We start from the raw sequence: 14,651 nt of genomic DNA on the forward strand, positions 1-14,651 counted from the left end.
ATAAAAATACTACTAAGTCATCCACAAATTCTCAAAATATTAAAATTTATGAAATATCAAATTCACGAAGGAAACGGCTACAAATACATCGACGAAGGAGAAGGCGAAATTTTGTTACTTCTTCATGGTTTATTCGGAGCATTGAGCAACTGGGCAGGCGTTATAGAAGGCTTTAAATCGAAATATAGAGTTATTATTCCGATGATGCCTATTTATGAAATGCCAATTCTTAAAGCTGGCTGTGAAGGACTTTGTGAATTCATAGAAGGCTTTGTAGATTGGAAAGGTTATGATGAATTAACGCTTTTAGGAAATTCTTTAGGTGGTCATGTTTCGTTGATTTATACCCTTAAAAATCCGTCTAAAGTTAAAAGATTAGTGCTTACTGGAAGTTCGGGACTTTTTGAAGACGGAATGGGTGGTTCTTATCCAAAACGTGGAAATTATGCTTATATCAAAGAGCGTGTTGAATACACTTTCTATGACCCAGCTACTGCTACCAAAGAATTAGTTGATGAAGTTTTTGATATAACCAATACAGCTTCTAAAGTAATTCGTATCATTTCAATTGCCAAATCTGCACAAAGGAACAATATGTCGAAAGAGGTTGTTAACATAAAAGTACCAACGCTTTTGGTTTGGGGACTTAATGATACAATTACTCCGCCACAAGTTGGGCATGAATTTAATCGGTTAATTGAAAACTCTGAATTACACTTTATTGATAAATGTTGTCATGCACCCATGATGGAACGCCCCGAAAGATTTAACGAAATCTTGGAAGGATGGCTCGAAAAAACACCAATTCACGCTGAAGTGATGGCGTAATAAGTGGCAAGATTTTGGGTATAAGGCAATAATACACCTATCATAATTCATTAGTTTTGAAATAATATTTATTTGGAAATTATTTGAAAATCAGTAATTTAGTGTAATAATTTGCCACTTCAAATCAACAATATGTTCGCAAAAGACTTCATTAATCCAATGTTGCCAGTTTTGAAATCTACCGATACAGTCGGAGAGGTGATGGACTGGATGGAAGAATATCGAATAGGACAACTACCCGTTGTAAATGAACAGGAATATCGAGGATTAATTAGTCACGATACCTTATTGGATGCAGACGAAGATTTACCCTTATTAGCTCTTCAACCCGAATTTGGAAACATCTCTGTTTCTGAACATCAACACCTTTTTGAAATATTATCTGTAACCCAAAAGCATGATTTGCAGGCAGTTGCAGTATTAGATGACGAACAGAAATTTTCGGGTACAATTAGCGTAAATGAATTGCTCAATCAGTTTTCAAAGAATTTAGGCACGCAAGAAATGGGTGCCGTCATTGAAATTGCGGTAGAAAATAGGAGTTATTCATTGGCTGAAATTAGCCGTTTGATAGAATCTAATGATACAAAAATTATTAGTTCTTATTATACAAGTGGCAATTCGACTGAAGATATGAAAGATGTTTTGACCTTAAAATTGAATCGTAAGGATATTACTCACGTTGTTGCTACTTTAGAAAGGTATAGCTACGATATTGTAGGTGCTTACAATTTTGATGCTATCGAAGCCCCTGACCGTGAACGATATGATATGCTCATGAGATATTTAGATATGTAAATTTGGTAACACAGACTTCAGTCTGTAAAATACTCATACAGACTGAAGTCTGTGTTACTAAAAAATATATCGCTCAAAGAATTCATAAATTCTCAACATTCGGTCAATTTTTTGACGCACATTCCCAGCTCGAGAAAGTTCATGTGTAGCTCCCGGCATACGAACATATTCAACTTCCTTTCCTAAGATTTTTAAAGATTTATACATCATTTCCGACTGAATTACGCCTGTTCGTAAGTCATTTTCTCCATGTTTAATCAACAATGGCGTTTTGATTTTGTCGATATAAGAATACGGAGATTCTCGGTCTAAAATATCCTTTGTTTTAGCCTCCCAAGGATAACCCCCAAAATAGTTTGGCGTAAGTCTCCAAGCGTTTCCTTCACCCATAAAAGTTGTCAATTCATATACGCCACGTTGTGCAAATGCCGCTTTAAAACGGTTATCATGCCCAACAATCCAAGCGGTTAAATATCCTGCATAAGAACCTCCTGTGATAACCTGACGAGCAGTATCAACCCAAGATTCTTTTGTGGCATTGGTAGCTGCTGCTAAAACATCTTCGGCAGGGCCAGTTCCCCAATCTTGATAATTGGCAAACTGAAAATCTTTACCATATCCACCCGAACCTCTTGGATTTGCATATACAACGCCATAACCTTGCGAGCAGAAATATTGAAATTCGTGCCACATTGAATTTTCTCCCGGTCCCCACATGGCGGTTGGTCCTCCGTGCATATTGAGCAATAATGGATATTTTTTGTCTGCTTCAAAATTGGCAGGTTTCATAATCCAATATTCAACATTTTGCCCTTTCGAGTTTACGTAGATATGCTTTTCTGGAAAACTTAAAGCTTTATTTTTCAAAAGATTATCGTTGTGAGAAGAAAGCTTTATAGAATTTTTCATCAATAAATCTGACGAGTATAATTCAGAAGGATTTTTTACTTCAGTTTTTGCATAGATAATTCTGTCTTTAGAAATATCAAAACTTGAAATCCCCGAATCATAATCGCTTAGTTTTTCTACTTTCTTCGTGGTAAAATCAAGTCTGTAAAGAGGAATTCCACCATTTGAATTTGCTGCAAAATAAACAAATCTTGAATCGTCCGACCACTCAAAATTGCTAACTGCACGGTCGAAAACGATTGGCGTTACATTTGTGCCATCAGCGTTAGCAATCAAGGTTTGATTAAAACCCAACCATTCTATTTTTGACATCGTGAATACCATTGACTTGCCATCTGGAGAAAGTGTTGGATTACTGTATGAAATTCCTTTTTCAGCTATTAATGTTTGCAAACCTGTACCATCTACATTCATTCGGACGATAGCCGTATTTTGTTCACGGTCAGGATGTTGAAGTGAATCCCTACCACAAACTGCGTAAATCTTTTTACTATCTGCCGACCAAGTTGCACCATTAAAAGACCAAAAACTACGGGTGATTTGTTGAGGTTTAGCTGCTTCTTTTGCATCAACTACAAAAAGTAAATTGAAACGGATTTCTGGTTCTGTACTGGCTTCTCCTTGAAAATTTAATCGACTAAAAACTTTTGCTTTTTTATCATCAACATCTTTATCCAAATAGGCTCTAATTTCTTCCAATGAACCATCTGGATTAGCTTTCACTTTTTTATCAGCTTTTAAGAAATCGTTTGTTTTAAAACCAGCTTTTTCAAATGACCAAGAAGGGAGTTTTTTGTTGGGATTCAAAACGGTGTCTTTCAATAATTCAGAAAAAGAAACATTGATTGAAAATAAAATTTTGTTTCCGTCAGGAGAATATTGCGGGTTATTTGCTCCGTATTTCAAATCTGTCAATTGAATAGCCTCGCCACCATCAAGAGGCATGATGAAAATTTGAGATTTCCCTTTTACATTTCTCGTAAAGGCAATTTGTTTGCTATCAGCACTCCAAGAAGCTCCGCCAACGCTTTCTGTTCCACGAGTTAATTGTTTAACCGACTGAAAATCAGTTACCCATAAATGACTTCGGTAATCAAAATCTAATTTGTCAGTTTCATTTACTTCATTGCTACGAAGTGCATAAACCGCTCGTTTTCCATCTGGAGAAATGGTTACATTTGTAATTTGTTTTAGCTTGGTCATGTCTGTAACCAAAACTTTTTCTTTACCCGACTGTGCTAATATTAGGTTTGAAATAAGTAAAAAAAGGAAGAATAGTTTTTTCATTGTTGATGAGTTAATATTTAAAAATGTGATTACTCAAATTTAGCCATATTTCGTTTACGTCTCACAAAATAGAAAATAGATACCCTATAAATCAGGTTTTACGTATAATGATGGGTGTTGAAATTATTTATTAAATGTTCTTTTTGTCTAAATAAATTGTTTGTTTTATTGCTATGAAATAGATAAATTATCTAAATTTTATTTATTTTACTTCGTAATTTGACTTTAAATGGTATAGTAAATAGATTTGTCATAAATAATAAAAAATATTACCTTTGTAAGCACAATCACATTAAATTATTTATGTTTTTAGATAGAATAAAGTCGAAAGAGTCAGGAATATTATTGTATGGCATAACACCTCCAAAGTCGCAAGTTGAGCCTCAAAAAGTTGTTGAAATAGCGGAGAAGACCTTAGCTCGTTTACATTCTTTGGATATTGATGCTTTAGTAGTTTATGATGTACAGGATGAATCTGCTCGTACTACTGAAGAACGACCATTCCCATTTTTGTCTGCTCATGACCCTTTTGAATTTGCTAAGAACCATCTTCATTCCCTTAATATTCCTAAAATTATTTATCGCCCTGCGAGTAAATTCACGCAAGAGGAGCTTAGTGTTTGGGTTGATGATGTGATTGCTCATGATTTTTCACCAGTATTTGTAGGCGTTCCCGCACCTGATTTTGTGCCAATCACTACTTTGCCACAAGCGTATGATGTTTGGCGTAAACACGAAGAAAAATCGGTGATTGGTGCTGTAATGATTCCAGAACGTCATGCTGTTTTGAATGATGAAGACCAACGTATTTTGGATAAAATGTCTTCAGGAGTAAGTTATTTTATCTCGCAATGTGTATTTAATGTTGATTATGCAAAACGTGTTGTTGATGATTTAGCGAAAACTTGTACGGCGAAAAATATCGAAATCCCGACCTTGATTTTTACATTGACAGCTTGTGGTTCGATAAAAACACTTCATTTTATGGAGTGGTTAGGAATTCATATTCCAGAAGATTTAAAAGAAGAATTAAGAAACTCAGAGAATATTTTAGAAAGGTCTGTTGATGTTTGTATTACTATTGCTGACGAGTTGATTAAATATTGTTCAGAAAAAAATGTTCCATTTGGCTTTAATATTGAAAGTGTTGCCATTAGAAAAGACGAAATCGAAGCGTCAATTTTTATGGTGAACAAAGTAGGAGAGATGATGAAAGAGATTGGAATCAGAAAGTAATTTACACAACAATAATGAGATATGAAAAAGGCTGTTTTCTTGATTGAAAACAGCCTTTTATTTTAGTTTTTTTCTACAAAACCGTAATTTATCATTTCGGCTTTTCGTAGCTTGTTGTATCTAATTTAGTTTTACCGTCTTTATCACGATACACTTTTATGTATGCGTGTTGTCTAAATCCGTTTTGATAAACTTCTTTAGGTTTTGTTGCTTCTATTTTTTGAGTATTATTTACCGCAGGAGAACTTGGCTGAGTAGGAGCGTTTACTTTATTTTTATCTTCAACCTTAGCAGGTTGCGATGCTACGTTTTTAGCAAATTGTTCTGGCGATTTTTGAGTAGTGTCTAATCGAATTCTTCCTTCACTATCTGTATAAACCCTAACGTATTGATGTTGACGAAAACCATTGATTTGTGTTGATGGTTGAATGACTTCATTCTCTACACTTTTCATCACTTTTTGGGTATCATTACTTGCCGTTTCAACTACTTTCGTTTCTGTTTTAGCAATGGTTGGGCGAGGTTCAAAAGTAGGATATTTTGAAGTTTGTGGAGCAACGGAATAAACTTCTTGTGGAGTTGGAGGAGTCACAATTGAAGAATCAAGACGATAACGTCCATCTCCATCTTTAATTACCCTGATATATTTATGTTGGCGAAAGCCCATTTTATCTCCTTCGGCTTGCTTCCTTTTCAAACTATCTGCAATGACAAATGCTTCTGTAACAGGTTTAGGTTGTAAGCTTTTCGCATCGGGAATAACAGAAGCATAAGACGTATCAATAGCTACTTTTGAAGTATTTTTATTACCAATTGCAATGGGTTCATATTGTGGGAAATCCCGTCTAAACTCATTTTTTGCACCTGCATAAAATGTTGAAATAGTGTATTCTGGATTATCCATTGCTAAAACTCGCATTTCTACTTCGGCTTCACCAGTACCCAAAAGCTCCAAATCTTTAGCGGCAGCAAAAGAAAGGTCAATCATCCGATTATAGGCAAAAGGACCTCTATCGTTGATTTTAACTACTGCTGTTCTGTTATTGGAAGTATTGAGAACCTCTACTATGGTATTGAAAGGTAATTCCCGATGTGCCGCTGTGTATTCTGCACGGTCGTAAGTTTCTCCACTTGAAGTGGCTCTACCATGAAATTTATCTGCGTAATAAGAAGCTCTACCATAAAATTTTTCCCCAACCTGAGCCTGTACATTAACAAAGACTAATAACGATAAAGTAATAAATAATAATGGTTTGGTGAATCTCATGCAATCATGGGTTAAATTTTAAAGGAATGTCAGTGAAAATGCAGGAAGAATTTTCCGAATAATAATCTGTAAAGATACAAAATACCATCAAGTTTACAAAACGCTTACACTTAGGTAGTTTAAGTATTTGAATTGAAGCTATTTATAAATAAAAAGAGGTTGCTTTTAGGGCAACCTCTTTTTGAAATTTACAATGATTAAGCTCTTTCGCTCATTGATACATAAGCACGTTCAGTAGCTCCTACATATACCTGACGTGGGCGACCGATTGGCTCTTTATTAGCTTTCATTTCTTTCCATTGTGCAATCCAACCTGGAAGACGACCGATAGCAAACATTACTGTAAACATATCAGTTGGAATACCTAATGCACGGTAAATAATTCCTGAGTAGAAGTCAACGTTTGGATACAATTTACGTGCTACAAAGTATTCATCACTTAATGCTGCTGCTTCTAATTCAGAAGCAATTTTCAACACTGGGTCATTGATACCTAAAGCGGCTAATACATCGTCTGCTGCTTTTTTGATGATTCTTGCACGTGGGTCAAAGTTTTTATAAACACGGTGTCCAAAGCCCATCAAGCGGAAGCCTGAATTTTTGTCTTTAGCCATTGCGATATATTTTGATGTATCTCCACCATCTTCTTTGATTGCTTCCAACATTTCAATTACTTCTTGGTTTGCACCACCATGTAATGGACCAGAAAGAGCATTGATACCTGCTGAGATTGAAGCATATAAACTTGCATGAGAAGAACCCACCAAACGAACTGTTGAAGTTGAACAGTTTTGTTCGTGGTCTGCATGAAGAATCAATAATTTATTTAATGCTGCCGAAACAACTGGATTTACTTGGTATGGTGCTACTGGTAAAGCAAACATCATGTTCAAGAAATTTGAACAGTAGTCCAAAGAGTTGTTAGGGTAATTTACTGGATGTCCTTGTGATTTCTTGTAAGACCAAGTTGCCATTGATGGCATTTTAGCCATTAAACGAATAATATTCAATTCGTCAGAACCTGATTTATCACCTGTATAGAATGCCGACATAGCACAAACCATTGCAGACAATACGCCCATTGGGTGAGCATTAACAGGGAATCCTTCAAATATCTTACGCATATCCTCATTTACGATGGTGTGCATTTTGATAGAATTCTCGAACTCAGCATATTGTGCAGTAGTTGGTAATTCGCCGTAAATCAAAAGATAGGCAACTTCTAAGAAAGAAGCTTTCTCAGCTAATTCTTCAATTGAATAACCTCTGTAACGAAGAATTCCTAATTCTCCATCTAAAAAGGTAATAGCACTTTTTGTTGCTCCTGTATTTTTGTAACCTGAGTCAATTGTTATGTGACCAGTTTCATCACGAAGTTTAGCAATATCAATTGCCTTTTCATCTTCACTTCCTGTTATTACGGGAAATTGATACTTTTTGTCGCCTAACGATAATTCTGCAAATTCTGACATGACCTATATATTATTGGGCTTTATCTTTAAAAAATATGTTTTTATTTTGTTGATACGAAATTAAGAGAAAAAACGTCTTTTTGATGCTCTTATGTTTTTTTCTTAGCAAAATTAATATAGTTATTGAAAATATACCATTTTTGGATATTAACACTTACCTTTTATTAAATCTTAATGCAAGATAAACACGAAAATTTAAAGGATTGTTACCTTTGTCGATAAATGTAATCGAATTCTAATATTGTGTGATAAAAAAATACCATAATGCTCAACAAATATAAAAATACAGTAACAGAACGTTTCCTTAAATATGTTCAAATAGATACACAGTCTGACCCCTATTCTGACGCTCAACCTTCTACTGAAAAGCAGAAAAATTTGAGTAATGTTTTGGTCGCTGAATTATTAGAAATGGGAATAACAGATGCTCATTTAGATGATTCTGGCTATGTTTATGCCACTATTCCAAGCAATTCAGATAAAAATGTGCCTGTCATTTGCTTTTGCTCACACGTGGATACTTCTCCAGACTGTTCTGGAGAAAATGTAAAACCTATCATTCATTCAAATTATCAAGGTCAAGATATAGTTTTACCTGATGATAATTCGCAAATTATCAAACTTACTGACCACCCAGATTTAGCTCACCAATTTGGGAATGACTTAATCACGGCAAGTGGTACAACGCTTTTGGGTGCGGATAATAAAGCGGGCGTTGCCGAAATTATGGATGCGGCTTATTATTTAATCAATAATCCAGAAGTGAAACACGGAACAATTAAAATTTTGTTTACGCCCGACGAAGAAATAGGAAGAGGAACAGCAGCGGTTGATTTACAAAAATTGGGGGCAGATTTTGGCTATACCATTGATGGTGAAACATTGGGTTCATTAGAAGATGAAACCTTTTCGGCTGATGGTGTTAGAATTTCTATTACAGGAGTGAGTCAACATCCTGGATTTGCTAAAGGTAGAATGGAAAGTGCTTTAAAGATTGCTTCTGAAATTGTTGCAAAACTTCCCAAAGAAACTTTATCTCCCGAAACAACCGAAGGCAAAGAAGGCTTTATTCATCCTACCAATATTTTAGGTGCGGTAGAATCGGCTACTATTGATTTTATTATTAGAGATTTCACCGTTGAAAAATTACACGCTCATGAAGCCGTTTTAAAGGCTATTTTAGATGATGTTTTAAATGCTTATCCTAATTCTAAAGCGACCTTTGAAGTTACTGAGCAGTATCGAAATATGAAGGAAATTTTGGATAAATATCCTCATGTAACTGAATATGCAATGGAGGCAATTACAAGAAGTGGCATTGAAGCCAAATGTATGAGTATTAGAGGCGGAACTGACGGTTCTCGTTTATCCTTTATGGGTTTACCCTGCCCAAATATATTTGCAGGTGAACACGCTTTTCACGGTAAGCACGAATGGGTAACTATACAAGATATGGAGAAGGCAGTGGAGACAATTGTAAATCTTTGCATGGTTTGGGAAGAGAAAAGTTAGTCGAATACTTTCCCAAAACAATAATAGCCAACCTGTACAAGTTGGCTATTATTGTTTTAATCTAAAATACGATTAACTTCTTCTTGATTGATTTGTACTGGATATTTAGATTTTAGTTGGTTAATCCAATTATCGAACAATACTTTTTGATAATCTTTCATTACTTGTCCACGTGCTTCTCTGAATGTTTTTGCTCTTGGCTCTTCAACTTTTAAAATGTTTAACCAAACTTGTCTGCCTTTATTCTCAGAAGTGCTTTCTCCTACAACCCAATTGACATTATCTAAATATTCATTTTCTCCTTTTTTGAAGTAACGTTCTTCAGCAGTTAAACTTCCCGGTTTTAAAGCATTGAAGCGTTTTACTACATCTTCCATTGAATTTGAGAAAAATTTCACACCTGCTCTCATATTTTTACTGCGGTCAGTTTTAGAAACAGGTTTATATTTTCCATCATCTTTCTCGATAATTCTCATTGGAGAAATGCCTTTATTGATAAGATAGTTGACTATTTTTCTGGCTCTTTGTGCTGAAATACTTTCTGATTCTTCTGGGTCTGAATTGCCTGTAACTTCAACGGTAAACTCTCTATTTTTAGTCAAAATCACTACTAAATCATAAAGCATTTTTTGTACATCACTTGAAAAATCTGATTTCTCTTTTTCAAAAGAAATATCAGGAAAACGACGATTCAATGGATAAGGAGCTTTTGCTAAAACGCCCTTTGCTTGCTCCATTGTCTCTTTACGGTCGGTTGTGACAAGTTTCGCTAAAACACGATTCGTATATTGATAATTTTGAGCATTTTGGTTGAAATATCTAACCTGTGCTAAAGAGTCCAAAGATTTTTCGAGGACATTGTCATTGAGAATCTCTTTTTGCAAAATTCCATCTCTAAAATCTTGAATCTCTGCTCTAAATTCTGGATACTTAATTTCAAGGTTACTTTCTTCATAACGAAGAATTTTATCTTCTACAAAAAGGTTATACCAGTCTTTTTCTGATTTGTCGTTCAATGCTCCAATTTTAGCCAATTGGCGTTGGAGTTTGGTTACAAAACTATAAAACTCACGAACAGTAGAGGGCGACTGATTAATTGTAAAAATTGCTTTTGCTAAGTAATCTTCGTTGCCAACTCTGTCTTTATAAAAATTATCAAAAGCTTCTTGTTTTACGGAAATAGATTCTTGAAAATTATTATCTTTTTTCAATTTTCTAACTAAATTACCTTTGATAATTGTTCCTCTTGAAGCATCTGCTGTTATTTTCTCACGGATAAATTGAGCTAATTCTTCAAACTTTAAAAGAGATTTTTTTTCTACCAATCTGAAAATATGCCAACCCAATGAAGTTTGAATAGGAGCAGTGTATTCACCTTTTTCTTTCAGTGCGAAAACAGCCTCAGCCATTTTATCATCAATTAAAGTACCTGCTTCGTACCAACGATTCAAAACACCGCCTTTATCTTTGGTTTTAGGGTCGGTAGAAAAAACTCTACAAACTCCTTCAAACGGTTCATTCTTTTTTAGATAGTTGTACGCCTCGTCTATTTTTTGTTTGGCAGCAGCGGCAACTTCGGCACTCGCATTTGCAGGAACGCTAACTAAAATATGAGCTAATTTTACTTTCCCTTTTGATGAACGCTTTTCTAAAACTTTAATTAAATGAAAACCTTTATCGGTACGGAAAGGTAACGAAATTTCTCCTTTTGGGGTGTTATAAGCCGCAGATTCAAAAGCATAATGATTTTCTAAAACGGCGATGAAACCCATGTCTCCACCTTTTTCAGCAGTTTTAATGTCTTGAGAGTAATTCTTTGCGATTTGGTCGAATGGCTCACCCTTTAAAATTCTAAGTCTTAAAGTTCTAATATCATCATAAGCCGCCATTGTATCTGCTGGACTGGCATTATTGGGTAAAGGAATAAAAACCTGAGCCACTTTTACTTCTTCACGCATACGCTCGTAGGTTTCTTGAATCAATTTTTCAAGAACATTTTTATCCACTAAATATGGAGCTGCTAATTCTTTTCGATACCCAGAAATTTCCTCACGAAAGGCTTTCGTAGTGTCTTTTCCCATGCGTTGAGCAGCATAAACCATCAATTTGTAATGGATATAATTATCCAAAAATTCTTTGGCATTATCTTTTTTTACGCTATCACTCTGAAGTAATTTGCGATAAGTCTGTGAGAATTCGGCAGGTGTTATAATACGATTGCCAATTTTAATAGCAGAAGTTTCTGTTTGGGCATTTACAGCAATTGTACTGAAAAAAAAGCAAGTAGTTAGTATATATAATAATCTAAGAGTATAAGTCATATTTTCTAATTCTTAATGTCTGAAAGGGCGGATTCCAAACGTATTATTCTATCAGAAACTCTTTCGCACAAAACTTTCTTTCACATTATTCTGATATGATTTTTAACTATTTAGTGTGCTAATTTATTGTATTGGGGTCGCAAAAATACAAATAATTATTCAGACAGACTATGTTAGTCGTAGAAAATCGGTAAATGCCAATAGATGTTACTATTTAGCTTTAATCATTAGATTTCTTTTCTCTAACCTTTAATTCGTAGGTTAATTCATAATGAAACTTATTTTTAAAGTGTTCTCCTTCAAAAGTAAGCTTGACAGGAAAGACTTTTTGTTTCTCTGAAAGTGCCTTTACGCTGAGGTCAAAAGTATTTTGTCCGAGCAAATCATCTTGGTCAAAATGTTCTACTGCTTTTAACCCAATTCCCGCCGCTTGAAGACTTGCAAAAACTATCGCCAAAGGTGTTTCATATTCTCCTAAAGCAATAAAAAGAGTCGGTATTTTTCCCAAATTCCCAAATTCATTTATCTTTTTGACAGTATTTTGAGCTTTTTTATAATCCTCAATTTCTGTTAAAATAACTGATGTCAAGACTTTTCCTTTTGCAGGAATTTGTAATTCAATAGTTTTAAACCTTTCTTCCAAAGCAATTTGCCCTTTTTTCATGCTTTCAACGCCCCAAGAACCATTGGCTACTTGAACAACTTTATTGTTTTCATCAACAGCCGTTAGTGAATAAGTAAGCGTGACTTCATCTGCAAAAGTCAAATCTTCCTCTAAATCAATAGCTTTTAAAGATTTTACTTGAAAAACTAAAGATTTAGCGGTTGATAAATCTTGCTTTTGAGCTTGATTTGACGATATGTTTTTGGTGCTTTTGCAGGAAGAGAAAAACATGGTAATACTTACTATAAAAATAAGTACAACAAATGGACTGCTTAGAAAACTTTTCTTTATCATAAGATTTATGGATTATCTATTCTCTGAATTATACACTCGGTTCTTGTTGCGACAGACAGTGAAAACTTCCTTGTCCCCAAATAATATCAGTAGCTTCTAAACCAATGACAGGACGGTCTTTGAAGCATTGAGAAAGAATATCCAAAGCAACATCATCATTTTTACATTGATACGTAGGTACAATTACGCCTGCATTGCAAATCAAGAAATTGGCATAAGACCCCGGTGTTCTGAAATCATCAATTACCACAGGGGCAGGCATTGGTAATTCAATGACATTCAATTGTTTGCCATTCAATAAACGCATTTGCTTCATGAGTTGTAAGTTTTCATTCAGCACCTCATAATTTTCATCGTTTTTATTGTACTCAACCGCAGCCACGACGGTATCTTCATTCACAAAACGAGCCGTATCATCAATGTGTCCATCAGTATCATCACCCACAATACCATCATTCACCCACAAAACCTGCTCAACACCGTAGTAATTACAAACGTATTCTTCAATTTGAGATTGTGACAAATGTGGGTTTCTATTTGGATTCAACAAACACGAACGACTTGTTAGCACACTGCCTGCTCCATTAAAATCGACCGAACCGCCTTCCATGATGATATTGGGCGTAACGTATTCTAATCCTCGATATTTTGCAATTTGAACTGGTAAATTATCATCATCACCAAATGGAGGATATTTTCCACCCCAAGCATTATAACCCCAATTGACAATCATTCGTTGTTTTGTCTCTGGGTTAATCAAAAATGCAGGGCCGTGGTCACGACACCATGCGTCATTGGTTGGGTTAATTAAAATCTCAATCTGATTTGCGTCGATAGAATAACGGTCTAATTCTTCCAAAATAAATGTCTTCAATTTTTCGTCGTTCACATTTAAGCCAACCTTTTCACCTTTAGAAATTGCTTTGATAAACTGAAAATATTGCGGATACATCTTTGCCAATTTATCACCTTGCCAAGAATGGTCGTTGTGAGGGAAAGTCAGCCAAGTTGCTACATGATTATGCCATTCGGCAGGAAAGAAAAAACCTTGTTGTTTAGGAGTCATGATATTTTGATGAAAATTAAATATTTTTACTTGCCTTAAGTATTTTTAAGAATTAGTTTGCTGTTGACCAATTATGGTGGAATATCTTGATTAATAGCGAGTTCCAACACTAACGCCCAACAACTAAAGCCTAATCCCTATTTAGAAGTCTATTTTGCCACGATTAGCCTTTTTCTCAGCCATCTTCTTTTTACTTTTAAGGCGTTCTGCAATCATTGCAGCAGTTGGAGTTACTTTGAGTCTTTTTTTAGGAATAGTTAAAGCTTTAACCAATGATTCTTTAAACTTTTTAATCACAACTGCTTTATTTCTGAGTTGAGTTCGTTCTTCTTGAGAAACGATAATTAACTCCCCTTCAGAATTAATTTGATTTTTAAGTTTTTCTTGAATTAATAGCTTTTGACTTTCATCTAAAAGTTGGGAGCTTAGAACATTAAAACGTAATTCCATTTTTGTAGAAACCTTATTTACATTTTGTCCACCAGCTCCGCCACTACGAGAAGCTTGGAATTGCCACTCAGTAGAGAAATCTTGTTTAAGTAATTCTGGTAAAGTCATAATTTTTAACGAATAGTTGTTGGCTGATAAAATATTTATACAAAGTTAGACTGCTAAATTATACTTTTAAGCATCTGGAAGGTATTTAAAAACACTTTAAACATCTATTTTCATAAATTTTCAATTAAAATCGGTTAATAATTGATACAAAATTTGGAGTGAGCAGTAAATGATGAAAAAAAGTTAAAAAAACTTTCAAGGTTAAGTTTTTGAAAATCAAAAGTTTACAAATTATTTTCATTTTTTTTGAAATTTTCTTTCAAAAAGACTTGCACAGGAATAAAAATCGCCCTAATTTTGCATCACGAAAAACGAACAACGCTTCTGAAATAAAGAAACAAAAAGTAAGTTAATCGTTGAAAAAAGCCTTCTTAGCTCAGCTGGTAGAGCAACTGACTTGTAATCAGTAGGTCATTGGTTCGATCCCGATAGAAGGCTC

11 protein-coding genes and 1 tRNA gene are annotated in these 14,651 nt (G+C 34.7%); 5 read left to right on the forward strand and 7 right to left on the reverse strand.

What is annotated here, in order from left to right; translation table 11 throughout:
• Positions 1-48: 48 nt before the first annotated feature.
• On the forward strand, positions 49-828 hold the full coding sequence (locus LV89_RS04175; RefSeq protein ID WP_109741607.1) for an alpha/beta fold hydrolase: 780 nt from the start codon (positions 49-51) through the stop codon (positions 826-828).
• A 132-nt stretch (positions 829-960) separates the two neighbouring features.
• A complete protein-coding gene (locus tag LV89_RS04180; RefSeq protein ID WP_109741608.1) occupies positions 961-1,626 on the forward strand; it encodes a CBS domain-containing protein in 666 nt (221 codons plus the stop codon).
• Positions 1,627-1,683: 57 nt separating this feature from the next.
• On the opposite strand, the gene LV89_RS04185 is transcribed toward LV89_RS04180, so the two are convergent.
• Positions 1,684-3,822, reverse strand: coding sequence for a S9 family peptidase (locus LV89_RS04185; protein ID WP_109741609.1), 2,139 nt, complete (start codon positions 3,820-3,822; stop codon positions 1,684-1,686).
• A 303-nt stretch (positions 3,823-4,125) separates the two neighbouring features.
• Between LV89_RS04185 and LV89_RS04190 the strand changes: the two genes are divergently transcribed.
• Positions 4,126-5,058: a methylenetetrahydrofolate reductase gene (locus LV89_RS04190; protein WP_109741610.1), complete on the forward strand. Its 933-nt coding sequence runs from the start codon at positions 4,126-4,128 to the stop codon at positions 5,056-5,058.
• 91 nt (positions 5,059-5,149) lie between these two features.
• Here the strand turns inward: LV89_RS04190 and LV89_RS04195 are convergent, their stop codons facing one another.
• Together LV89_RS04195 and LV89_RS04200 are read right to left on the reverse strand one after the other, a co-directional pair.
• Entirely contained in the window at positions 5,150-6,325 is a 1,176-nt protein-coding gene (locus LV89_RS04195; RefSeq protein WP_109741611.1) for a septal ring lytic transglycosylase RlpA family protein, read from the reverse strand.
• Between the two features lie 197 nt (positions 6,326-6,522).
• Positions 6,523-7,797 (reverse strand): citrate synthase, encoded by a 1,275-nt coding sequence (locus LV89_RS04200; protein ID WP_109741612.1) that lies wholly within the window; start codon positions 7,795-7,797, stop codon positions 6,523-6,525.
• 264 nt (positions 7,798-8,061) lie between these two features.
• Here LV89_RS04200 and pepT point away from each other — a divergent pair, with 264 nt between their 5' ends.
• The gene (pepT, locus tag LV89_RS04205; RefSeq protein ID WP_109741613.1) at positions 8,062-9,309 is read left to right on the forward strand and encodes a peptidase T; all 1,248 of its coding nucleotides are present in this window, start codon (positions 8,062-8,064) and stop codon (positions 9,307-9,309) included.
• A gap of 56 nt (positions 9,310-9,365) precedes the next feature.
• On the opposite strand, the gene LV89_RS04210 is transcribed toward pepT, so the two are convergent.
• The 4 genes from LV89_RS04210 to arfB form a co-directional block, all read right to left on the reverse strand.
• The gene (locus LV89_RS04210; RefSeq protein ID WP_109741614.1) at positions 9,366-11,630 is read right to left on the reverse strand and encodes a peptidylprolyl isomerase; all 2,265 of its coding nucleotides are present in this window, start codon (positions 11,628-11,630) and stop codon (positions 9,366-9,368) included.
• Between the two features lie 220 nt (positions 11,631-11,850).
• Positions 11,851-12,588, reverse strand: coding sequence for a hypothetical protein (locus LV89_RS04215; protein ID WP_146199073.1), 738 nt, complete (start codon positions 12,586-12,588; stop codon positions 11,851-11,853).
• 28 nt (positions 12,589-12,616) lie between these two features.
• The gene (locus tag LV89_RS04220; protein WP_109741616.1) at positions 12,617-13,654 is read right to left on the reverse strand and encodes an agmatine deiminase family protein; all 1,038 of its coding nucleotides are present in this window, start codon (positions 13,652-13,654) and stop codon (positions 12,617-12,619) included.
• Between the two features lie 141 nt (positions 13,655-13,795).
• Positions 13,796-14,212 carry an alternative ribosome rescue aminoacyl-tRNA hydrolase ArfB gene (gene arfB / locus LV89_RS04225; protein WP_109741617.1) on the reverse strand — a complete coding sequence of 139 codons (417 nt, stop codon included), beginning with the start codon at positions 14,210-14,212 and terminating at the stop codon, positions 13,796-13,798.
• 365 nt (positions 14,213-14,577) lie between these two features.
• On the opposite strand from arfB, the gene LV89_RS04230 reads away from it, so the two are divergent.
• Positions 14,578-14,650, forward strand: a tRNA-Thr gene (locus LV89_RS04230).
• The last annotated feature ends 1 nt before the right edge of the window (position 14,651 follow it).

Source organism: Arcicella aurantiaca (assembly GCF_003148625.1).
In the GTDB taxonomy this organism is placed as follows: Bacteria; Bacteroidota; Bacteroidia; order Cytophagales; family Spirosomataceae; genus Arcicella; species Arcicella aurantiaca.